This is a genomic window from Bacillus sp. FSL M8-0025, assembly GCF_037975475.1.
Lineage (GTDB): Bacteria > Bacillota > Bacilli > Bacillales > Bacillaceae > Bacillus > Bacillus subtilis.
Genome location: NZ_CP150258.1, coordinates 2,351,851 through 2,371,656, shown reverse-complemented (window position 1 = coordinate 2,371,656; position 19,806 = coordinate 2,351,851). Strand labels below are relative to the sequence as shown.

The window sequence follows — 19,806 nt, the reverse complement described above, 5'->3', positions numbered from 1 at the left end:
CTATAAATCTTTGATTATACTCTATTTGTGTAGTTCTTTAAAGAGAACGATTGTCATATCAAGTTACAGTGTTTTACAGGAGGTAAGATATGTTTCGACTGTTTCACAATCAGCAAAAGGCGAAGACGAAACTGAAAGTTCTGCTTATCTTTCAGCTTTCAGTCATTTTCAGTCTGACTGCCGCAATATGCTTACAATTTTCCGATGATACAAGCGCTGCTTTTCATGATATTGAAACATTTGATGTCTCACTTCAAACGTGTAAAGACTTTCAGCATACAGATAAAAACTGCCATTATGATAAACGCTGGGATCAAAGTGATTTGCACATATCAGATCAAACGGATACGAAAGGCACTGTATGCTCACCTTTCGCCTTATTTGCTGTGCTCGAAAATACAGGTGAGAAACTTAAGAAATCAAAGTGGAAGTGGGAGCTTCATAAGCTTGAAAATGCCCGCAAACCGTTAAAGGATGGGAACGTGATCGAAAAAGGATTTGTCTCCAATCAAATCGGCGATTCACTTTATAAAATTGAGACCAAGAAAAAAATGAAACCCGGCATTTATGCATTTAAAGTATATAAACCGGCAGGCTACCCGGCAAACGGCAGTACATTTGAGTGGTCGGAGCCTATGACGCTTGCAAAATGCGATGAAAAACCGACTGTCCCTAAAAAAGAAACAAAGTCGGACGTCAAAAAGGAGAATGAAACAACACAAAAGGATATACAGGAAAAAACAATGAAAGAAGAAACATCTCAAGAAGCTGTAACCAAAGAAAATGAAACTCAATCAGACCAGAAGGAAAGCGGGGAAGAGGATGAAAAAAGCAATGAAGCTGATCAGTAATATTTTATACGTGATCATCTTTACTCTTATTATTGTGCTGACACTTGTCGTGATTTCAACACGTTCATCCGGGGGAGAGCCGGCAGTGTTTGGGTATACATTGAAATCAGTTCTGTCAGGTTCGATGGAGCCGGAGTTCAATACAGGTTCCTTAATATTGGTCAAAGAAATCACTGATGTGAAAGAGCTCCAAAAAGGTGACGTTATTACATTTATGCAGGATGCAAATACGGCGGTCACCCACAGAATTGTTGACATAACAAAGCAAGGAGACCATTTGTTATTTAAAACAAAAGGTGATAATAATGCAGCAGCTGATTCAGCGCCTGTATCGGACGAAAATGTTCGCGCACAATACACAGGTTTTCAGCTTCCATATGCCGGCTATATGCTTCATTTTGCCAGCCAGCCGATTGGAACGGCTGTATTATTGATTGTTCCCGGCGTGATGCTGTTAGTGTACGCTTTTGTGACGATCAGCAGCGCCATTAGAGAAATTGAAAGAAAGACAAAAGCCTTGGAAACAGATACAAAGGACAGCACCATGTCTACTTAACTTCAGTTGTAAACCTGGCAACAGGTTTCGATATAAAATCATTCAATAAAAGGGGAGTTTACCATGGGTATGAAAAAGAAATTGAGTTTAGGAGTTGCTTCTGCAGCACTAGGATTAGCTTTAGTTGGAGGAGGAACATGGGCAGCATTTAACGACATTAAATCAAAGGATGCTACTTTTGCATCAGGTACGCTTGATTTATCTGCTAAAGAGAATTCAGCGAGTGTGAACTTATCAAATCTAAAGCCGGGAGATAAGTTGACAAAGGATTTCCAATTTGAAAATAACGGATCACTTGCGATCAAAGAAGTTTTAATGGCGCTTAATTATGGAGATTTTAAAGCAAACGGCGGCAGCAATACATCTCCAGAAGATTTCCTCAGCCAGTTTGAAGTGACATTGTTGACAGTTGGAAAAGAGGGCGGCAATGGTTACCCGAAAAACATTATTTTAGATGATGCGAACCTTAAAGACTTGTATTTGATGTCTGCTAAAAATGATGCAGCGGCTGCTGAAAAAATCAAAAAACAAATAGACCCTAAATTCTTACATGCAAGCGGTAAAGTCAATGTAGCAACAATTGACGGTAAAACCGCTCCTGAATATGATGGTGTTCCAAAAACACCAACTGACTTCGATCAGGTTCAAATGGAAATCCAATTCAAAGATGATAAAACAAAAGATGAAAACGGGCTTATGGTTCAAAATAAATATCAAGGCAACTCCATTAAGCTTCAATTCTCGTTCGAAGCTACACAGTGGAACGGCTTGACAATCAAAAAGGACCATACTGATAAAGACGGTTATGTGAAAGAAAATGAAAAAGCGCATAGCGAGGATAAAAATTAATAACAGCCATAAAAAGAGACGGCCCAGTATTCATATACTGGGCCGTCTCGATGGTTATTGACAAAAGAGGAGTTAGTGCCTCTGCTCAGGCACTACTCCTCTTTTTGGGATTTTCTCCATTTTTGATAATCTAAAAATTCACGAAATTGTTTTTTCGATACCCCGGATGTCATCGCATCGCGAACCAATTTCTCCCATTCACTATCTAATTGACCATCGTATTCGGTTTCATGTTTCTCATCGAGCAAAGTATGAACCGAGACGTCCAGAACAGCGGAGACTTTTTCGAGAAATTGAATGGAGGGGTTCGTTTGTAGATTTCGTTCTATTGAGCTTAAATAAGACTTCGCTACCCCAGCTTTTTCAGCTAGTTCTGATAGTGAGTAGCCTTTTTCTTTACGGTATTGTTTAATACGCTGGCCAATCAATGTCATCACCTTCCTTGTGATATTATAGCACATTCAGAAAGGATTTACGGTATGACTTCTGGCTGCCGGACCAGGATGAGCAGACTTTTTGTTTAAAAGTAAATATTTTCGTATTTCTTCCGGGCTGATATTTGCCTCTTTGGCTTCCACCATTAATTCAACCCATTCTTGATCCAATTCAAAGTGCTCTTGTTTTGCATTCTTCATGCAGTTTCTCCTCCTAAAATACTTGTTTATGTATTTCAGCCAGTCCGGCCATGACTTATTGTATGCTTCATTAGTCTCTGGAAGTCATTTGCCATTAAATCACCAGAATTTTTTTCCAATATACCTTTATTATAATCGTATTTTCTCAAAAAAAACGAGAATGATGTCGAATGGTAAAAAAGTTAGCTTGAAATATTATTTTGCAGATAAAACAATCCGCCATTTTCAATTTCAACTGATATCTTTGGTTGATACAAGGTTTTCAGCGCCTGTTTTTCTAGATGGTATTCTTCTGGTTTTTCTTCTATATGCTCGTAAAACTTATCAAGCAATGTCATATCATTCTTCCACCTGTTAACCGCCTGTTCCGCCCAGTCGGACGGCTCCTGCATAGCGGATTTGGAAATATAGTTTTCCATACGCTTAAGTCCGCTTTCTGGTTTGATCATAGGTGAAATGGTGAAGCAATAGTCACATATTTGAGACGTCAGTGAAAACTGGGTCAGCTTGCTTTGAAAATCTTCAATTATCGTTCCAGAGACTAGGTGAAGACCTAGTGACAATAACTTATCCTTTTTCATGTCGGACTGGTATGAAATCGTGACATTTATACCAAGCCAAGGCTGAAGTGGGACTTTAGCTCCGGCTGATTCAATTTTCTCATACATTCTGGTAAATCTCCCATTTTGTTTAACAGCTTTAAATATTTGAAAAAGACGCGGGGCCCCAAAATATATAAATTCACCATCTAGGTCTTTTGGCGCATTTTCTTTATCTGTAATAAAAGTGATTTTCATTGGATTCGGATCACCGCCTGTCTTCTCGCGCCAATGCCAGTAGAAAGGGCGGTTCATGATTTGTTTGTCCATTTCAACTGTAAGCTGCACTGTCATATAGCCTAAGCCTTGATCGACGATTTGGCAGCTGTTTGCTTGAAAAAAACGCAGCAGAAAATCGTGAACCTCTTGCTGTCTCACTAATAAAACCTCCTTACAGGCTAAGATCCTCTTTTTTCAGCAGGCAGCTGTTTTTTATAAGACAAAAATGAGGTTAAGTTATCCATTTTTATTTTCATTTCTTCTTCTGTTGCTGAGTGATACAAAATGTCATGAAGGTGCTCTTCAAAATTGTTCACTTGAATTTTCGTTAAAATATCATCAAGTTCACCGACCACTTTTTCAAACAAATGAATTTTTTCATATAAAAGCTTTAGAATATGCTCTTCCACCGTATGTTTTGTCGCCATGTTATAAATATGCACGTCACGCTCCTGCCCGAGTCTGTGAATTCTTCCGATTCTTTGCTCAAGCCGCATCGGGTTCCATGGCAGGTCATAGTTGATCATGTGATTGCAAAATTGCAGGTTAATTCCCTCACCGCCTGCTTCAGTTGCAATAAGGACTTGGATTTTTCCGCGGAAAAGATCCTTCATCCAGTCTTTTTTTCCACGTTTAAATCCGCCTCTAAACGGCACAGAACTGATGCCGTTTTGCTGAAGAAACCACTGCAGATAAATCTGGGTTGCACGGTATTCTGTAAAAATGATGACCTTATCGTCGATCTTTTTGATCAAGTCAACAACTTGAAGCGCTTTAGAGTTTTGTGTCACTTGATTGATGCGATCTATCAAAACTGAAATCGTATCCTCATCAATGGCAGGTGCTTGTTTCTCTTTTTGATCAAGCATCTTTTTCAGCGTCATATATACCGCTTCTCTGCTCGAACAGCATTCTCTTTGCAAGGTCATAATCGAGAACATGCTGGCTGGTTTATTGATACTGTCCTTCAAACGAGAAATTTCATCATAAAGCGCCTGCTCTGATGGAGAAAATTGAATCGGCACTGTTTCAACATGGCGCTGTTTCCAATTCAGCCCTGTATCATGCCGCCTGTTACGGATCATGACTTTATTCACAAGATCTTTTAAATGTTCATGCGCTTCTAAACTGGATTTCTTCTTGGCGAACTCCTCCTGAAAGTGATTCTGACTGCCTAAATGGCCGGGTTTTAATAAGGACACCAAATTGAAAATCTCTTCGATACGGTTCTGGATTGGCGTCGCGGTAAGAAGCAGGCAATATTTTTTTACGAGATTCCGGACAAATTCATAGTTCTTCGTTTTGCTATTTTTCAGTTTGTGTGCCTCATCAATAATGACAAGATCATATGGGATAGACAGAACGATTTCTCGATGGGGCGAGCGCTTCGCGGTGTCTATTGATGAGACGACAATATCGCATTGCTCCCACACATAGCTTTTCTTTTGTTCAACAGCCGGAATCAAAAATTTTTCCTGAAGCTCTTTGACCCACTGTGACACAAGGGAAGCGGGCACAAGGATCAAAATTTTTTTTGCTAACCCGCGAATCATATATTCTTTTAGAATCAGTCCAGCTTCAACCGTTTTTCCGAGACCAACCTCATCTGCTAAAATCGCTTTCCCGTTCATTTTTTCAACCACTTTTTGCGCCACTTCAAGCTGGTGGGGGAGCGGCGTAAAGGAAGGCAGATATAAAGGAGCCCGTAAGCCTTCAAACTCTGGAATTGCTAATGTTTTCTGGATTTCTGCAGAGAGCTTGTACAGTTCCCAGTTTGCCCAAGGGCCATCGTTTTTCAGTCTTTCAGCAAATTCTTCAGGCCATTTTGCATCGTAGATCATTTCTGTATTCATTGCTTTGAAACCGCCTTTCTTATTCTTCGATTCTTAAGATGAATAATATAAGAAAAATCTGCCCAAATTGCTGTTGCCCAGCATATAGTGATGATGGTAGGATATGAGTATGTATTTGATGTAAGATATTGCTATAGTATGTCCATAACAGCATGAAAATATGAGCGAATGACAGCAAGGGGAGAGACCTGACCGAAAACCTCGGGATACAGGCGCCGAAGGAGCAAACTGCGGAGTGAATCTCTCAGGCAAAAGAACTCTTGCTCGACGCAACTCTGGAGAGTGTTTGTGCGGATGCGCAAACCACCAAAGGGGACGTCTTTGCGTATGCAAAGTAAACTTTCAGGTGCCAGGACAGAGAACCTTCATTTTACATGAGGTGTTTCTCTGTCCTTTTTTGTATGTTTTTTAGCTGCGCCGTTGATAAAGGGGAGGAATTAGATGCTGAAAAGAACGCCGTTATTTGACCTGTATAAGGAATATGGAGGAAAAACGATTGATTTCGGAGGCTGGGAGCTTCCTGTTCAATTTTCTTCTATAAAAAAAGAACACGAGGCTGTCCGAACTGCAGCCGGTTTGTTTGATGTATCTCATATGGGAGAAGTCGAAGTGTCAGGGAACGACAGTCTGTCTTTTTTGCAAAGATTGATGACAAATGATGTTTCCGCGTTAACGCCAGGCCGTGCTCAATATACAGCGATGTGTTACCCGGATGGCGGAACCGTCGATGATTTGCTTATCTATCAAAAAGGAGAGAACCGCTATCTGCTTGTCATTAATGCTTCTAATATAGATAAAGACTTGGCTTGGATGAAAGAACATGCAGCAGGTGATGTGCAGATTGACAATCAGTCAGATCAAATCGCGCTCTTGGCTGTACAGGGACCGAAAGCAGAAGCGATCTTAAAAAATCTGACAGATGCGGATGTGTCTGCATTAAAGCCGTTTGCGTTTATTGATGAAGCCGATATCAGCGGCCGCAAAGCACTTATTTCACGCACTGGCTATACGGGAGAAGACGGGTATGAAATTTACTGCCGCAGTGATGATGCTATGCATATTTGGAAAAAAATCATCGATGCAGGGGATGCATACGGATTGATTCCATGCGGTCTCGGTGCACGTGATACACTCCGGTTTGAAGCGAAGCTCCCGCTCTACGGTCAGGAGCTGACCCGGGATATTACACCGATTGAAGCAGGTATAGGCTTTGCTGTAAAGCACAAAAAGGAGTCTGACTTTTTCGGTAAGTCAGTATTGAGTGAACAAAAAGAAAACGGAGCGAAGCGCAAACTTGTCGGTCTCGAAATGATTGAAAAAGGGATACCGCGGCACGGATATGAGGTTTTCCAAAATGGCAGGTCTGTCGGAAAGGTGACAACCGGCACGCAGTCACCGACATTAGGGAAAAACGTCGGCCTTGCCTTAATTGATTCGGAAACGAGTGAGATCGGGACTGTTGTAGATGTAGAGATTCGCAAAAAATTAGTGAAAGCAAAGGTTGTCAAAACACCATTTTATAAACGCTAATATTTTTTCTTGGAGAGAGGAGACAACACATGAAGCACCGTTATTTGCCCGCAACAGAAAAGGATAAACAGGAGATGCTTGCTACTATCGGCGTAAGCAGCATCGATGATTTATTTGCTGATATACCGGAAAACGTCAAATATAAAAAAGAGTATCAAATCAAAAAAGCGAAATCAGAAACAGAATTAACAAGAGAACTGACAAAGCTGGCCTCTAAAAATCGTGATACCGTACAATACGCTTCTTTCTTAGGAGCGGGTGTATATGACCACTATCAGCCTGTCATTGTGGATCATGTCATTTCACGCTCTGAGTTTTATACCGCATATACGCCTTATCAGCCAGAGATTTCACAAGGAGAGCTCCAGGCTATTTTTGAATTCCAAACGATGATCTGTGAACTGACAGGCATGGATATCGCCAACTCCTCGATGTATGACGGCGGAACAGCCTTGGCAGAAGCAGCAATGCTTGCTTCAGGCCACACGAAAAAGAAAAAAATTGTTGTGTCAAAAACCGTGCATCCTGAATCGCGAGAGGTGCTGAAAACGTACGCAAAAGGTCAGTATATTGATGTTGTTGAAGTACCCGCTGCGGATGGCGTTACGGATCTTGATGCATTGCGTCAAACCGTTTGCGAGAACACAGCCGCAGTGATCGTTCAATACCCGAATTTTTTCGGCCGGATCGAGCCGCTAAAGGATATTGAGCCTATCGCTCATCAAGGGAAATCCATGTTTATTGTTTCAGCCAACCCGCTGGCGCTTGGTCTTCTCACTCCGCCGGGCAAGTTTCAGTCTGATATCGTCGTCGGTGATGCGCAGCCTTTCGGCATTCCTTCAGCATACGGCGGCCCGCATTGCGGCTTTTTTGCCGTTACTAAAAAATTAATGAGAAAGGTGCCGGGCCGTCTCGTCGGACAAACGGAAGACGAAAACGGAAAAAGAGGCTTTGTGCTTACCCTGCAAGCCAGGGAGCAGCATATCCGCCGGGATAAAGCAACATCAAATATATGCTCGAACCAAGCTTTAAATGCGCTGGCAGCATCAGTGGCCATGACTGCTCTCGGAAAAAACGGCGTAAAAGATATAGCCCGCCAAAATCTCTTAAAAGCCAACTATGCAAAGCAAGAAGCAAAAAAAGCAGGCCTTACCGTTATGTTTGATGGGCCGATGTTTAATGAATTTGTCATCAAACTGGATGAGCCGGTGAGAGCTGTGAACAAGCGTTTGCTGGCAAAAGGCATGATTGGCGGATATGATCTTGGGTTGACGTATCCGGAGCTGGACTGCCATATGCTGATTGCTGTAACGGAGCTGAGAACAAAAGAAGAAATTGACGCACTCATTCAGGAATTGGGGGATCGCCATGAGTAATCAGGACCAGGCACTTATTTTTGAACTTTCAAGAGAAGGCCGAATCGGCTACAGTCTGCCGGAGCTCGATGTACCGGAAATCGAATTGGAGGACCTCTTGTCAGACACCTATATTCGTGACGAAGACGCAGCGCTGCCGGAGGTTTCAGAGCTGGACATCATGCGCCATTATACAGCGCTGTCCAAACGCAATCACGGGGTGGATTCCGGTTTTTATCCTCTCGGTTCTTGCACGATGAAATACAATCCGAAAATCAATGAAAAAATCGCGCGTATACCTGGTTTTGCTGCGATTCATCCCCTTCAGGATGAAGACACGGTGCAAGGCGCATTAGAGCTTTTATATGATTTAAGCAAGCACCTTGAAGAAATAACGGGAATGGATGAGGTTACGCTTCAGCCTGCTGCCGGAGCGCACGGCGAATGGACGGGGCTGATGATGATCCGTGCCTATCATGAAGCTCGCGGGGATTTCAAGCGGACGAAGGTCATTGTCCCTGATTCCGCGCATGGGACGAATCCTGCATCAGCGACAGTAGCAGGCTTTGAAACCGTTACGGTGAAATCGAATGAAAAAGGGCTTGTTGATTTAGAGGATTTAAAAAGAGCAGTGAATGAAGAAACTGCAGCGCTTATGCTGACGAATCCGAACACGCTCGGCTTGTTTGAGGAGCAGATTACAGAGATGGCGGAAATTGTACACCAAGCGGGGGGGAAACTGTATTATGACGGCGCTAATTTAAATGCCGTTTTAAGCAAGGCGAGACCTGGTGATATGGGATTTGACGTGGTGCACCTCAACCTGCATAAAACATTCACAGGCCCTCATGGCGGCGGAGGCCCCGGCTCAGGCCCTGTCGGCGTAAAAAAAGATCTGATTCCTTATTTGCCAAAGCCAGTTTTAGTCAAAAAAGAAGGGCGCTTTACGTTTGATTATGACCGCCCTCATGCGATTGGCCGTGTGAAGCCGTATTACGGCAACTTTGGCATTAATGTGAGAGCGTATACGTATATTCGCTCCATGGGGCCTGACGGATTAAAGGCTGTTACTGAGAACGCAGTGTTAAACGCCAACTATATGATGAGAAAGCTCGCGCCTTATTACGATCTTCCGTTTGACCGCCATTGCAAGCATGAATTTGTATTATCAGGGAAGCGGCAGAAAAAGCTGGGAGTGCGTACGCTTGATATAGCAAAACGGCTGCTTGATTTCGGCTATCATCCGCCGACGATTTATTTCCCGCTTAATGTTGAAGAATGCATCATGATCGAGCCGACAGAGACCGAATCAAAGGAAACACTGGACGCGTTTATTGATGCTATGATTCAAATCGCAAAAGAAGCGGAGGAGAATCCGGAACTTGTTCAGGAGGCCCCGCATACAACGATTGTAAAAAGAATGGATGAAACAAAAGCGGCGAGACACCCGGTGCTCAGATACGAGGCGGTAGAAAGATAAATAAAAACAGCTGTCTACCAGACAGCTGTTTGCTTTATTTCTTCGCTTTAATCTTTCCGCCCCATTTTTTAAAGCCGCCTTTTAGGTTGTAAATCTCAGTGCAGCCGTTTTTGCGCAGGGTTTGTGCCGCGCGTCCGCTGCGGACACTGTTTTGGCAGTACAGGTAAACAGGCTTGTCCGTACGGATCTCATTTTTTCTCTGTTTCAGCTGGGAAAGCGGGATGTTGCGGGCGCCTAAAATATGTCCGCCCTCAAACTCATTTGGCTCACGAACGTCAATAAGCTGCGCTTTGCGGTAACCCGCGCGGAATTCTTCTTCGGTAAGTGTTTTCATAATTCGCTGCTGATAGACATATGAAGCAATCATATAGATGATAAACGCAGCAAAAATAATCAAAACGATCATATTAGACAATGTGATTCTACTCCTTTAGCATATAAAATCAAAACCCTGCTTCATAAAACAAGGTCATAGAGCCGTTTTCGACAAATACTATTATAGTAAAGCACAGCGTGATTGTCATCTATAATGGAACTAAAATATTTTTCATTTTCCCGACAGTTTGATAAACTGATTCTATTAAAACGGTAAGGAAGGTCTTAAAATGCAAAAAGAAACTTGGCGGTTTATAGACTCAGGCAATGCAAGTCCTGCATTCAATATGGCGCTTGATGAAGCGCTTTTATATTGGCATAGCGAAAAGAAAATCCCCCCGGTTATCCGTTTTTACGGCTGGAATCCGGCGACACTTTCTGTAGGGTATTTTCAAAATATTAAAAAGGAAATCAATTTTGAAGCAGTACATAAATATAATCTCGGATTCGTCAGACGCCCGACCGGCGGGAGAGGTGTGCTGCACGATCAGGAACTGACATACAGCGTAATTGTTTCGGAAGAGCACCCCGAGATGCCGGCAACTGTTACTGAGGCTTACCGGGTTATTTCAGAAGGCATACTTCAAGGCTTTAGAAATCTCGGTCTGGACGCTTACTTTGCCATCCCGAGAACTGAAAAAGAAAAAGAAAGCTTAAAAAATCCGCGGTCATCTGTTTGTTTTGACGCGCCTTCGTGGTATGAACTAGTGGTTGAGGGGCGCAAGGTGGCGGGAAGCGCGCAAACGAGACAAAAAGGCGTGATTCTTCAGCATGGCTCCATTCTTCTTGATTTAGATGAGGACAAGCTGTTCGATCTGTTCTTATATCCAAGTGAAAGAGTAAGAGAGCGGATGCAGCGCAATTTCAAAAATAAAGCGGTTGCCATTAATGAACTCACCGAAAAGCGGGTGACGATGGATGAGGCTCGTAAAGCCTTTAAAGAAGGATTTGAAACAGGTCTTAACATTCATTTGGAGCCATATGAACTTTCTCAGGAAGAGCTTGATTTTGTTCATCACTTGGCTGAAACAAAGTACGCTTCAGATGAATGGAATTATAAGCGGTAAACAGGGCTTTTGACCCGCGGAGCATCCTTGTTTTTTCAAGTTCATTAGTGTAAACTTGTAATGGTTTATAAAGTTAAGGTGCTTTTTGGGAGGGTTTCGATGACAACACCAAGTATGGAAGATTATATTGAACAGATTTATATGCTGATTGAAGAAAAAGGATATGCACGAGTTTCCGATATCGCGGAAGCATTGGCAGTCCATCCCTCCTCTGTAACAAAAATGGTTCAAAAACTAGATAAAGACGAATATTTAATTTATGAAAAATATCGCGGTCTCGTGTTAACGTCTAAAGGGAAAAAAATAGGCAAACGGCTGGTATACAGACATGAATTGCTTGAGCAGTTTTTAAGAATCATTGGTGTTGATGAAGAGAAAATATATAACGATGTCGAAGGAATCGAACATCATTTAAGCTGGAACAGCATTGATCGCATCGGGGATCTTGTTCAATATTTTGAAGAAGATGATGCCCGTAAAAAAGATCTGAAATCAATCCAAAAGAAAACAGAACATCATAATCAGTAAAAAGGCGGTCTCGAAGGAGGCCGTCTTTTTTGATACGCTGACGCCGCCCGTCATTCATTGGTCTATTTCTTCGCGTGTTTTCTTAAAATGGTAATAAACGATCGGATGGAGGGGGAGGGAATGAGATGTATATTGACGGTGTGTTTTCCGGCGGAGGAGTAAAAGGCATTGCGCTTGCAGGCGCTTATGAAGCGCTTGAGGAAAAAGGCTTCCGCTTTAAAAGGGTTGCGGGTACAAGCGCGGGCGCCATTATTGCCGCTTTCATTGCGTCAGGTTACACCAGTAAGGAAATCCACGCTTTAATTGAAGAAGTGGACGGAGAGAAATTGCTGGATCAGAGGTACTCTTTTCTCCCCTTAAAAATGCTCCAGTGGGTGTCCATCTACTGGCGTCTTGGATTATACAAAGGCGATACGATAGAAAAATGGATTGCTGATCTGTTAAGAGCGAAAGGCATAAGGGTTTTCGGCGATTTACAGAAAGGGTCTCTGCGCCTTATTGCTTCTGATCTGACAAACGGCACCATGATTGTTTTGCCGGACGATTTGGCCCGTTACGGGTTAAATCCCGATATGTTCCCGGTTGCCAGAGCGGTCAGAATGAGCTGCAGCATTCCGTATTTTTTTGAACCGATAAAATTAAAAACGGACACAGGCACCGCCACGGTTGTCGACGGAGGTGTGTTAAGCAATTTCCCCATCTGGCTGTTTTCAAAGGAAAGAAAGCGCCCTGTGATCGGTGTGACGCTTGCGCCGCGTGAAAGAGAGCGTCCGAAAAAAAATATCCGCAACGCTTTTGAACTGTTCGGCGCCCTGTTTGAAACGATGAAGGATGCCCATGACGCAAGGCACATTGCATCACGCTATGAACAAAATATCATTTTTCTCCCGGTTGATGGCGTAATGGCAACTGATTTTCATTTAACACAACAAAAAAAACTAGCCCTGATTGAGCTAGGTAAAAGACGGACAGAGCTGTTTTTAAAGCAGTGGACCTATTAAAAAAGCGCCCTGTTTTTCTTTTTATTTTTTTTCCCTTCTATAACAGTCAGCTGAGTCTGGCTTTTTTTCTTGAGAATCATCGGCTTAGGCTTGCTGGCGCTCGGAACGCTTCGCAGGTGGCTGACACGTCCCTTATGTCCGGCGCGGTGTTTTGCTTTTTGTTCTTTCATCCGGCGCCGCGATTGTTTCGCCGCTTTTTTGAAGGCTGCTCCTTCGCTGCCCGCATTTCGATTCATTACATATTTCACAATAAAATAAATAATGATACCTGCCACGATGACGGTTACCGCCATTTTTGCCATTTCTCCGGGATTGGTTACCAGCACATAGAGGAAACCGAACGCTCCCAGCGCAATTAATACAGCAATAATAGGTTGTACACGATGATTCATAACTGTCCACCTCCGAAAGTAATAGCAGGGCAACGGATTTTAGATGACGTTGTGAGAAGGCTTCTGATTTTGCTCAGACAATGCTTCGAGTCTGAGAAGTTCGTTAAAGCTTTCGATGGCAACTTCAACCTGTTCATCCTTAGGTTCCTTTGTGGTTAACAGCTGAAGCCAAAGTCCCGGGTACCCAAGTAATTTCAGACCGGGAATGTCACGCACTTTGTTTGTCAGCTGCAGAACTTCAAAGGATATACCAAGCACGACCGGTATCAGTGCGACACGATCTATAACACGCAGCCAAAGCGGATCTGTCGGAACGAGTAAATAAACAAACATGCCGACAATAATCGTAAATAAAATAAAGCTTGATCCGCAGCGGTAATGAAGCCGAGATTGGTTTTGGACGTTCTCCACAGTAATTGGCAAATTCTGTTCATAACAGTTTATGACTTTATGTTCGGCTCCATGATATTGAAACACTCTTTTAATAAGCGGTGTCATGGACAAAAAATAGATGTAACCGAGCAGCAAAATCAACTTAAACAGGCTTTCAACCGCGATTTGCGCCGTGTCCGAGGAAAAAATCGGCCTTGTCAGTTCAGCTAAGAAAACTGGAACCAATGTAAATACGAATTTACTGAACAAAAATGATAGGACGCCTATAACTGCGAGGCTGAGATACATAGACAGCCCGGAGGATTTTTTTTCTTCCTGCTCAAGTGTCTCGTCTTCAGATGGATCGAGCCCGTAACGTTCGCTTGAAAAATTCAAATGCTTTGTGCCGTTTGCACTCGCTTCGATAATGGCCGCGATCCCCCGTAAAAACGGGATCTTTTTCACGATGTTCAGTTTCGGGTTGTGTTTGCGTGGAAGCTTAAAAAAGTCAATGCTTCCATCCGTTCTTCTGATGGCTGTAACGTAATGATGCTTTCCGCCAAACATAACGCCTTCCACAACAGCCTGCCCGCCGTAAGCGGGCGGAACTTTATGTTTTGACATATTATCAACCTGCCTATTTCTTTAGGATTGCTAACCATTTCCTTTCACTCTATTGTACAGGAAACAGCGCTAAACCTCTAGATTGACAGGCTGAAAAAATTGCCATAGCCTTGCTTTTTCTACATGCATTATACCCGTTATTTTCAAATTTTACTCGCAGCTGTCAAAAAGTGTGAGCTTTTTTATTGACATTTCTTTTTTTGGGCACACTTTAACTGGAGGTGCCATGATGACAAGCGAAAAAGATACAGAACAAAATGAAGAATTGAATGAGAAGCAAAAGCCGCCTGTTTCAATGGCCGGCAGGGTGGCGGCAACAGGTTTTTGCGGAGGCGTACTTTGGAGTTTCGTTGCTTATATCGCATATTTGTTTCATTTTTCCGAAATTAGCCCGAATATGATATTGCAGCCGTTTGTGCTCGGAGAGTGGAAAAAACATGGGCTGGGAACGGTAATCAGCATCATTTTGATTGGAGTAATTTCAATTGGCGCAGCATTTCTTTATTTTCTTCTATTGAAACGTTTAAAAACAATGTGGCCGGGTATTTTATACGGCTTGGTGCTTTGGCTGCTCGTGTTTTTTGTTTTTAATCCGATTTTTCCAGATGTGCGCACGGTGACCGAACTGACATCAGATACAATTATTACGACCATTTGCATTTATTTGCTTTACGGGCTGTTTGTCGGGTATTCTATTTCATTTGAATACAATGAGCTGAATTCGGAAAAGCTTGCACGTGCGCTGGGAATGCATAGAGAATAGTGTATAATCCTTTTCCAGTATGATAAAATGTTCACGAGAAGTGAACATTTTTTACATGAGAAACCCTCGCGAAAAGGAGAGATTATGTGCCTCATTTTTTGATTTTGAACGGACCGAATGTTAACCGGCTTGGGAGTCGTGAGCCTGAAGTATTCGGCCGCCAGACACTGACCGATATTGAAACAGATCTTTTTCAGTTTGCTGAAGCCTTACATATCCAGCTCACTTTCTTCCAGTCTAATCACGAAGGTGATTTGATAGATGCGATACATGAGGCTGAGGAGCAATACAGCGGGATTGTTCTGAACCCCGGCGCCCTGAGTCATTACAGCTATGCGATCAGGGATGCTGTTTCAAGCATCAGTCTTCCTGTGGTAGAGGTGCATTTATCAAACTTATACGCCAGGGAAGAATTCAGGCATCAGTCGGTTATCGCTCCTGTTGCGAAAGGGCAGATTGTCGGTCTTGGAGCTGAAGGCTACAAGCTTGCTGTTCGCTACTTATTAAGCCAGCAAGGGGGAGAATCAAGATGAAGCTAGAGAAATTAAGAAACCTGTTTGGACAGCTAGGAATTGACGGCATGCTGATTACAAGCAGCACGAATGTACGCTATATGACAGGGTTTACAGGTTCGGCGGGTTTGGCTGTTATATCGGGTGACAAAGCAGCGTTTATTACGGATTTTCGTTATACTGAGCAGGCGAAGGTTCAGGTAAAGGGTTTTGAGATCATTGAACATGGCGGCAGCTTGATTCAGACCACTGCCGACACTGTTGAATCGTTTGGCATCAAGCGTCTCGGCTTTGAACAGAACAGCATGACATATGGCACTTACGCTTCATACAGCGCCGTTATCAGTGATGCCGAATTAGTGCCCGTGGCTGAATCCGTGGAAAAGTTGCGCTTGATTAAGTCTAGTGAAGAGATTAAGATATTAGAGGAAGCTGCGAAGATTGCAGATGATGCCTTCAGACATATCTTGACGTTTATGAAACCCGGTATTTCTGAAATCGCTGTTGCCAATGAGCTGGAGTTTTATATGAGAAGCCAGGGAGCAGACAGCTCTTCTTTTGATATGATTGTCGCCTCAGGCCTTCGTTCAAGCCTTCCGCACGGTGTGGCCAGTGACAAACTGATTGAAAGCGGAGACCTTGTTACGCTTGATTTTGGCGCTTATTATAAAGGATATTGTTCTGATATTACCCGGACGGTCGCTGTAGGTCAGCCCAGTGATCAATTGAAGGAGATCTATCAGGTTGTATTTGATGCTCAGGCGCTTGGCGTCGCACATATTAAGCCGGGAATGACAGGAAAAGAGGCTGACGCCCTCACAAGGGATCATATTGCTGCAAAAGGCTACGGTGACTATTTCGGCCATTCAACCGGGCACGGGCTCGGCATGGAAGTTCATGAATCGCCGGGATTATCCGTCAGATCTTCAGCTATCCTTGAACCGGGTATGGTGGTCACAGTGGAGCCGGGCATTTACATACCAGAAACAGGCGGTGTCCGCATTGAAGATGACATCGTGATTACAGAAAACGGCAACCGGACAATCACCCATTCCCCAAAAGAACTTATTATTTTGTGATTGGAATATAGGAGGACATTAAACATGATTTCAGTTAACGATTTCCGTACAGGATTAACAATTGAAGTAGATGGCGGCATTTGGCGCGTCGTTGACTTCCAGCACGTAAAACCTGGAAAAGGTGCGGCATTTGTCCGCTCTAAACTCCGCAACCTTCGCACTGGCGCGATTCAGGAAAAAACATTCCGCGCTGGTGAAAAAGTAGCGAAAGCGCAAATCGAAACCAAAACAATGCAATATCTATATGCAAACGGAGATCAGCACGTATTTATGGATACTTCTTCTTATGAGCAGCTTGAACTGAGCGCAACTCAAATCGAAGAAGAATTAAAATACCTGCTAGAAAACATGTCTGTGCATATCATGATGTACCAGGATGAAACACTTGGTATCGAACTTCCAAACACAGTTGAGCTGAAAGTTGTTGAAACTGAACCTGGTATTAAAGGTGATACAGCGTCAGGCGGTACAAAACCTGCGAAAACTGAAACCGGGCTTGTTGTAAACGTGCCGTTCTTTGTGAATGAAGGCGACACACTTGTTGTCAATACATCAGACGGTTCTTACGTTTCAAGAGCATAGAAAGAAAAAAAGAAGTCTGTTCCCAAATGGGAGCAGGCTTTTTTTGTGCCCAAAAACAGAATCTTTCTTTTATACGAAAATGACAAGACTACTTCAGCAAGCTAGAGCATATCATATAAAAAAATGGGAGGTTGGGAGAGTGCTATGAAATTTTTACTTGGAAATATCAATTCTACTGTTTTAACAATGGCGGGATTACGAGTTTTATCCTCTATGATTGAGCTGACGGCAGCAATTGTCATGCTTGTGACCAACGATGTCCGGAAGGCGGTTGTGGTTAACAGCATTCTCGCTATTGTCGGTCCGTTGATTTTTATCATTACGATGACTGTCGGAATCTACCAAATTGCCGGGCAGCTTTCGTATGCAAAGCTGATTCTGATTTTTACGGGTGTTGTTTTGATTTTGGCGGGTGTTCATAAATAAAGAGAGGCTTGTCATAAAGTCTGCCTCACATCATACATTTTAAAGAAGCCAATCGGTAGAAAGGAGGAGGCTCTGTTGAATGAAATCGCTGAGGTTCTCCCCGAATCCATGAAAAACGCCCTTTCTGAAATACCGGAACAACAATGGCTGGAAATCGAAGAAGTCAGAATTCGGATCAACCGCCCTGTTGAATTGATTCGAAGAGGACAACCTGTTTATTTGTCCTATGCGGGCACGGCCGAGGATGCCCATCTGATCCTGAGCCGGCTTAGCAACTATAGTATGTATACTCTTGAAGAAGAGCTGAAGAAAGGGTATGTCACGATCAGAGGCGGCCACAGAGTCGGACTGGCGGGCAGAGTCATTACGGAAAACGGAGGTGTGAAAGGCCTCCGTGACATCGCATCTTTTAATATACGAATTGCCCGGCAAAAGCTGGGGATTGCGGAGCCGCTGCTTCCATACTTATATCAAAGCAGCTGGCTGAATACGCTGATTATCGGACCGCCCCAAACCGGCAAAACAACACTTCTCCGGGACCTTGCGAGGCTCTCAAGCACCGGCAAAAAACCCATGCTGCCCGTTAAGACAGGAATCGTCGATGAACGGTCAGAAATTGCCGGATGTCTTCGCGGCATTCCGCAGCATCAATTTGGTCAGAGAATTGACGTGTTAGACGCCTGTCCAAAAGCTGAAGGGCTGATGATGATGATTCGATCCATGAGCCCTGAGTTGATGATTGTCGATGAAATCGGGCGTATGGAAGATACAGATGCACTTCTGGAGGCACTGCATGCCGGTGTTTCAGTAATCGTATCGGCGCATGGCTGGAGCATATCCGACCTGATGAAGCGGCCTTCATTGAAGCGTTTGTGGGAAGAAAGAGCCTTTGACCGCTATTTGGAATTATCAAGAGCAAAAGGGCCGGGCACAGTGAGCCAAATTTATGACAAAGACGGAAATGTGCTGTCTAGGACGACGGGCGTGAAAACATGCTGAAGCTGCTGGGCGCTGTATTCATTGTGGTAGCGACAACATGGACAGGTTTTGAGATGGCGAAGATTTATACAGAACGGCCGCGGCAAATCCGCCAGCTGCGTGCGGCGCTTCAATCCCTCGAGGCTGAAATCATGTACGGCCATACACCGCTTCATACTGCTTCACAGCAGATTGCCAAACAGCTCGCACAGCCTGTTTCAGCTCTTTTTTCCGCATTCAGTGATCAGCTGGACAAGGGAAGTGATTCCGCGAAAACGGCGTGGGAGCAAAGCTTAAAGAAGGTATGGGACACCCTGTCTTTGAAAAAAAGCGAATACGAAGTGCTGAAGCAGTTTGGCGAGACGCTCGGGATTCATGATCGAATCTCTCAGCAAAAGCACATCAAGCTGGCGCTGACACATTTGGAAGCCTCTGAAGCGGATGCTGAGCAGGCGCGAGCGAAAAATGAAAAGATGATAAAAAGTTTGGGCTTTTTAGCGGGCTTGTTACTCATTCTTCTATTGATGTAAACGTGAGGGGAGCAAAAATAAAATGGGAGTAGACGTGAATGTCATATTTCAAATCGCCGGAGTGGGAATCGTGGTCGCTTTTTTACACACGATATTGGATCAGATGGGCAAGAAAGAATACGCTCAGTGGGTGACGCTGTTAGGTTTTATCTATATTTTATTTATGGTCGCCACGATTGTAGATGACCTATTTAAAAAGATAAAAGCTGTGTTTTTATTCCAAGGATAGGGGGGCTTGCAGATTGACATTGTTCAAATTGTAGGTTTAGGGCTGATCGCCACCTTCCTTTCTTTAATCGTAAAAGAACAAAAGCCGACTTTTGCGTTTTTAATCGTCGTTTTTGCCGGATGTGCCATTTTTCTTTATTTAGTAGACCAAATCTACGACATTATTCGAATGATAGAAAAAATTGCGATTAATGCAAATGTCAACATGGTCTATGTTGAAACCATTTTAAAGATTATCGGAATCGCCTATATTGCTGAATTCGGGGCGCAGCTCACAAAAGATGCCGGCCAAGGGGCCATCGCCTCGAAAATAGAATTGGCGGGAAAAATTTTAATTCTCGTTATGGCTGTGCCTATTTTAACCGTCATTATCGAAACGATTCTCGGACTTATACCTTCTATGTCATAACCGAAAGGAGGCG

General features: G+C 43.4%; 25 protein-coding genes and 1 riboswitch. Of the genes, 18 read left to right on the top strand and 7 right to left on the bottom strand.

What is annotated here, in order from left to right:
- Nucleotides 1-89 precede the first annotated feature (89 nt).
- The 3 genes from tapA to tasA all read left to right on the top strand — a co-directional run bounded on the left by tapA (nucleotide 90) and on the right by tasA (nucleotide 2,256).
- The gene (tapA, locus tag MKX38_RS12095; RefSeq protein ID WP_029726724.1) at nucleotides 90-851 is read left to right on the top strand and encodes an amyloid fiber anchoring/assembly protein TapA; all 762 of its coding nucleotides are present in this window, start codon (nucleotides 90-92) and stop codon (nucleotides 849-851) included.
- The gene (locus MKX38_RS12090) at nucleotides 835-1,407 is read left to right on the top strand and encodes a signal peptidase I (protein WP_003246088.1); all 573 of its coding nucleotides are present in this window, start codon (nucleotides 835-837) and stop codon (nucleotides 1,405-1,407) included. Before tapA ends, MKX38_RS12090 begins: the two co-directional genes overlap by 17 nt.
- 63 nt (nucleotides 1,408-1,470) lie before the next feature.
- Nucleotides 1,471-2,256 (top strand): biofilm matrix protein TasA, encoded by a 786-nt coding sequence (tasA, locus tag MKX38_RS12085; RefSeq protein WP_014664586.1) that lies wholly within the window; start codon nucleotides 1,471-1,473, stop codon nucleotides 2,254-2,256.
- A gap of 92 nt (nucleotides 2,257-2,348) precedes the next feature.
- Here the strand turns inward: tasA and sinR are convergent, their stop codons facing one another.
- The 4 genes from sinR to MKX38_RS12065 all read right to left on the bottom strand — a co-directional run bounded on the left by sinR (nucleotide 2,349) and on the right by MKX38_RS12065 (nucleotide 5,562).
- The gene (sinR, locus tag MKX38_RS12080) at nucleotides 2,349-2,684 is read right to left on the bottom strand and encodes a transcriptional regulator SinR (protein ID WP_003226345.1); all 336 of its coding nucleotides are present in this window, start codon (nucleotides 2,682-2,684) and stop codon (nucleotides 2,349-2,351) included.
- A gap of 33 nt (nucleotides 2,685-2,717) precedes the next feature.
- Nucleotides 2,718-2,891, bottom strand: coding sequence for an anti-repressor SinI family protein (locus tag MKX38_RS12075; protein ID WP_003230187.1), 174 nt, complete (start codon nucleotides 2,889-2,891; stop codon nucleotides 2,718-2,720).
- A 182-nt stretch (nucleotides 2,892-3,073) separates the two neighbouring features.
- A complete protein-coding gene (locus MKX38_RS12070) occupies nucleotides 3,074-3,868 on the bottom strand; it encodes a YqhG family protein (RefSeq protein WP_003230200.1) in 795 nt (264 codons plus the stop codon).
- A gap of 20 nt (nucleotides 3,869-3,888) precedes the next feature.
- Nucleotides 3,889-5,562, bottom strand: coding sequence for an SNF2-related protein (locus tag MKX38_RS12065; protein ID WP_004398544.1), 1,674 nt, complete (start codon nucleotides 5,560-5,562; stop codon nucleotides 3,889-3,891).
- Between the two features lie 168 nt (nucleotides 5,563-5,730).
- Nucleotides 5,731-5,832, top strand: a riboswitch (glycine riboswitch).
- A 171-nt stretch (nucleotides 5,833-6,003) separates the two neighbouring features.
- On the opposite strand from MKX38_RS12065, the gene gcvT reads away from it, so the two are divergent.
- The 3 genes from gcvT to gcvPB are packed head-to-tail and all read left to right on the top strand — an operon-like array spanning nucleotide 6,004 to nucleotide 9,927.
- A complete protein-coding gene (gene gcvT / locus MKX38_RS12060) occupies nucleotides 6,004-7,092 on the top strand; it encodes a glycine cleavage system aminomethyltransferase GcvT (RefSeq protein WP_015251720.1) in 1,089 nt (362 codons plus the stop codon).
- A gap of 29 nt (nucleotides 7,093-7,121) precedes the next feature.
- Nucleotides 7,122-8,468 carry an aminomethyl-transferring glycine dehydrogenase subunit GcvPA gene (gene gcvPA / locus MKX38_RS12055; protein WP_029317920.1) on the top strand — a complete coding sequence of 449 codons (1,347 nt, stop codon included), beginning with the start codon at nucleotides 7,122-7,124 and terminating at the stop codon, nucleotides 8,466-8,468.
- Nucleotides 8,461-9,927 (top strand): aminomethyl-transferring glycine dehydrogenase subunit GcvPB, encoded by a 1,467-nt coding sequence (gene gcvPB / locus MKX38_RS12050; protein WP_029726727.1) that lies wholly within the window; start codon nucleotides 8,461-8,463, stop codon nucleotides 9,925-9,927. Before gcvPA ends, gcvPB begins: the two co-directional genes overlap by 8 nt.
- Before the next feature lie 34 nt (nucleotides 9,928-9,961).
- Here the strand turns inward: gcvPB and MKX38_RS12045 are convergent, their stop codons facing one another.
- Nucleotides 9,962-10,342, bottom strand: coding sequence for a rhodanese-like domain-containing protein (locus tag MKX38_RS12045; protein ID WP_004398485.1), 381 nt, complete (start codon nucleotides 10,340-10,342; stop codon nucleotides 9,962-9,964).
- 190 nt (nucleotides 10,343-10,532) lie between these two features.
- Between MKX38_RS12045 and lipM the strand changes: the two genes are divergently transcribed.
- The 3 genes from lipM (at nucleotide 10,533) to MKX38_RS12030 (ending at nucleotide 12,898) form a co-directional block, all read left to right on the top strand.
- Nucleotides 10,533-11,369 (top strand): octanoyltransferase LipM, encoded by an 837-nt coding sequence (gene lipM, locus MKX38_RS12040; protein WP_014664579.1) that lies wholly within the window; start codon nucleotides 10,533-10,535, stop codon nucleotides 11,367-11,369.
- Nucleotides 11,370-11,468: 99 nt separating this feature from the next.
- Nucleotides 11,469-11,897, top strand: coding sequence for a transcriptional regulator MntR (gene mntR, locus MKX38_RS12035; protein ID WP_003236923.1), 429 nt, complete (start codon nucleotides 11,469-11,471; stop codon nucleotides 11,895-11,897).
- A 125-nt stretch (nucleotides 11,898-12,022) separates the two neighbouring features.
- On the top strand, nucleotides 12,023-12,898 hold the full coding sequence (locus MKX38_RS12030) for a patatin-like phospholipase family protein (RefSeq protein WP_015251724.1): 876 nt from the start codon (nucleotides 12,023-12,025) through the stop codon (nucleotides 12,896-12,898).
- Here the strand turns inward: MKX38_RS12030 and MKX38_RS12025 are convergent.
- Together MKX38_RS12025 and MKX38_RS12020 are read right to left on the bottom strand one after the other, a co-directional pair.
- Entirely contained in the window at nucleotides 12,895-13,290 is a 396-nt protein-coding gene (locus MKX38_RS12025; protein ID WP_003226367.1) for an SA1362 family protein, read from the bottom strand. The genes MKX38_RS12030 and MKX38_RS12025 overlap by 4 nt on opposite strands.
- 39 nt (nucleotides 13,291-13,329) lie before the next feature.
- Nucleotides 13,330-14,286: a DUF1385 domain-containing protein gene (locus tag MKX38_RS12020; protein ID WP_015384077.1), complete on the bottom strand. Its 957-nt coding sequence runs from the start codon at nucleotides 14,284-14,286 to the stop codon at nucleotides 13,330-13,332.
- Between the two features lie 226 nt (nucleotides 14,287-14,512).
- Between MKX38_RS12020 and MKX38_RS12015 the strand changes: the two genes are divergently transcribed.
- The 9 genes from MKX38_RS12015 to spoIIIAD all read left to right on the top strand — a co-directional run bounded on the left by MKX38_RS12015 (nucleotide 14,513) and on the right by spoIIIAD (nucleotide 19,793).
- On the top strand, nucleotides 14,513-15,049 hold the full coding sequence (locus tag MKX38_RS12015) for a YqhR family membrane protein (protein WP_003230222.1): 537 nt from the start codon (nucleotides 14,513-14,515) through the stop codon (nucleotides 15,047-15,049).
- A gap of 86 nt (nucleotides 15,050-15,135) precedes the next feature.
- On the top strand, nucleotides 15,136-15,582 hold the full coding sequence (gene aroQ / locus MKX38_RS12010) for a type II 3-dehydroquinate dehydratase (RefSeq protein WP_003230223.1): 447 nt from the start codon (nucleotides 15,136-15,138) through the stop codon (nucleotides 15,580-15,582).
- Nucleotides 15,579-16,640, top strand: coding sequence for an aminopeptidase PapA (gene papA, locus MKX38_RS12005; protein ID WP_015251726.1), 1,062 nt, complete (start codon nucleotides 15,579-15,581; stop codon nucleotides 16,638-16,640). Before aroQ ends, papA begins: the two co-directional genes overlap by 4 nt.
- A gap of 24 nt (nucleotides 16,641-16,664) precedes the next feature.
- Complete coding sequence (gene efp / locus MKX38_RS12000; RefSeq protein ID WP_003226377.1) at nucleotides 16,665-17,222, top strand: elongation factor P; 558 nt, start codon at nucleotides 16,665-16,667, stop codon at nucleotides 17,220-17,222.
- Nucleotides 17,223-17,366: 144 nt separating this feature from the next.
- Entirely contained in the window at nucleotides 17,367-17,648 is a 282-nt protein-coding gene (locus tag MKX38_RS11995) for a YqhV family protein (RefSeq protein WP_004398639.1), read from the top strand.
- 75 nt (nucleotides 17,649-17,723) lie between these two features.
- On the top strand, nucleotides 17,724-18,647 hold the full coding sequence (spoIIIAA, locus tag MKX38_RS11990; RefSeq protein ID WP_032726140.1) for a stage III sporulation protein AA: 924 nt from the start codon (nucleotides 17,724-17,726) through the stop codon (nucleotides 18,645-18,647).
- Nucleotides 18,641-19,156: a stage III sporulation protein SpoIIIAB gene (gene spoIIIAB / locus MKX38_RS11985; protein ID WP_116316550.1), complete on the top strand. Its 516-nt coding sequence runs from the start codon at nucleotides 18,641-18,643 to the stop codon at nucleotides 19,154-19,156. Before spoIIIAA ends, spoIIIAB begins: the two co-directional genes overlap by 7 nt.
- Nucleotides 19,157-19,178: 22 nt before the next feature.
- On the top strand, nucleotides 19,179-19,385 hold the full coding sequence (gene spoIIIAC / locus MKX38_RS11980) for a stage III sporulation protein AC (protein ID WP_003153142.1): 207 nt from the start codon (nucleotides 19,179-19,181) through the stop codon (nucleotides 19,383-19,385).
- 6 nt (nucleotides 19,386-19,391) lie between these two features.
- Nucleotides 19,392-19,793, top strand: a complete 402-nt coding sequence (gene spoIIIAD, locus MKX38_RS11975) for a stage III sporulation protein AD (protein ID WP_003230228.1) — start codon at nucleotides 19,392-19,394, stop codon at nucleotides 19,791-19,793.
- Nucleotides 19,794-19,806: the final 13 nt, after the last annotated feature.

Coding starts and splice junctions, on each gene's coding strand:
- tapA (WP_029726724.1), top strand. CDS start 90: ATGTTTCGACTGTTTCACAATCAGCAAAAGGCGAAGACGAAACTGAAA.
- MKX38_RS12090 (WP_003246088.1), top strand. CDS start 835: ATGAAGCTGATCAGTAATATTTTATACGTGATCATCTTTACTCTTATT.
- tasA (WP_014664586.1), top strand. CDS start 1,471: ATGGGTATGAAAAAGAAATTGAGTTTAGGAGTTGCTTCTGCAGCACTA.
- MKX38_RS12075 (WP_003230187.1), bottom strand. CDS start 2,891: ATGAAGAATGCAAAACAAGAGCACTTTGAATTGGATCAAGAATGGGTT.
- MKX38_RS12065 (WP_004398544.1), bottom strand. CDS start 5,562: ATGAATACAGAAATGATCTACGATGCAAAATGGCCTGAAGAATTTGCT.
- gcvT (WP_015251720.1), top strand. CDS start 6,004: ATGCTGAAAAGAACGCCGTTATTTGACCTGTATAAGGAATATGGAGGA.
- gcvPA (WP_029317920.1), top strand. CDS start 7,122: ATGAAGCACCGTTATTTGCCCGCAACAGAAAAGGATAAACAGGAGATG.
- gcvPB (WP_029726727.1), top strand. CDS start 8,461: ATGAGTAATCAGGACCAGGCACTTATTTTTGAACTTTCAAGAGAAGGC.
- lipM (WP_014664579.1), top strand. CDS start 10,533: ATGCAAAAAGAAACTTGGCGGTTTATAGACTCAGGCAATGCAAGTCCT.
- mntR (WP_003236923.1), top strand. CDS start 11,469: ATGACAACACCAAGTATGGAAGATTATATTGAACAGATTTATATGCTG.
- MKX38_RS12030 (WP_015251724.1), top strand. CDS start 12,023: ATGTATATTGACGGTGTGTTTTCCGGCGGAGGAGTAAAAGGCATTGCG.
- MKX38_RS12025 (WP_003226367.1), bottom strand. CDS start 13,290: ATGAATCATCGTGTACAACCTATTATTGCTGTATTAATTGCGCTGGGA.
- MKX38_RS12020 (WP_015384077.1), bottom strand. CDS start 14,286: ATGTCAAAACATAAAGTTCCGCCCGCTTACGGCGGGCAGGCTGTTGTG.
- MKX38_RS12015 (WP_003230222.1), top strand. CDS start 14,513: ATGATGACAAGCGAAAAAGATACAGAACAAAATGAAGAATTGAATGAG.
- papA (WP_015251726.1), top strand. CDS start 15,579: ATGAAGCTAGAGAAATTAAGAAACCTGTTTGGACAGCTAGGAATTGAC.
- efp (WP_003226377.1), top strand. CDS start 16,665: ATGATTTCAGTTAACGATTTCCGTACAGGATTAACAATTGAAGTAGAT.
- MKX38_RS11995 (WP_004398639.1), top strand. CDS start 17,367: ATGAAATTTTTACTTGGAAATATCAATTCTACTGTTTTAACAATGGCG.
- spoIIIAB (WP_116316550.1), top strand. CDS start 18,641: ATGCTGAAGCTGCTGGGCGCTGTATTCATTGTGGTAGCGACAACATGG.
- spoIIIAC (WP_003153142.1), top strand. CDS start 19,179: ATGGGAGTAGACGTGAATGTCATATTTCAAATCGCCGGAGTGGGAATC.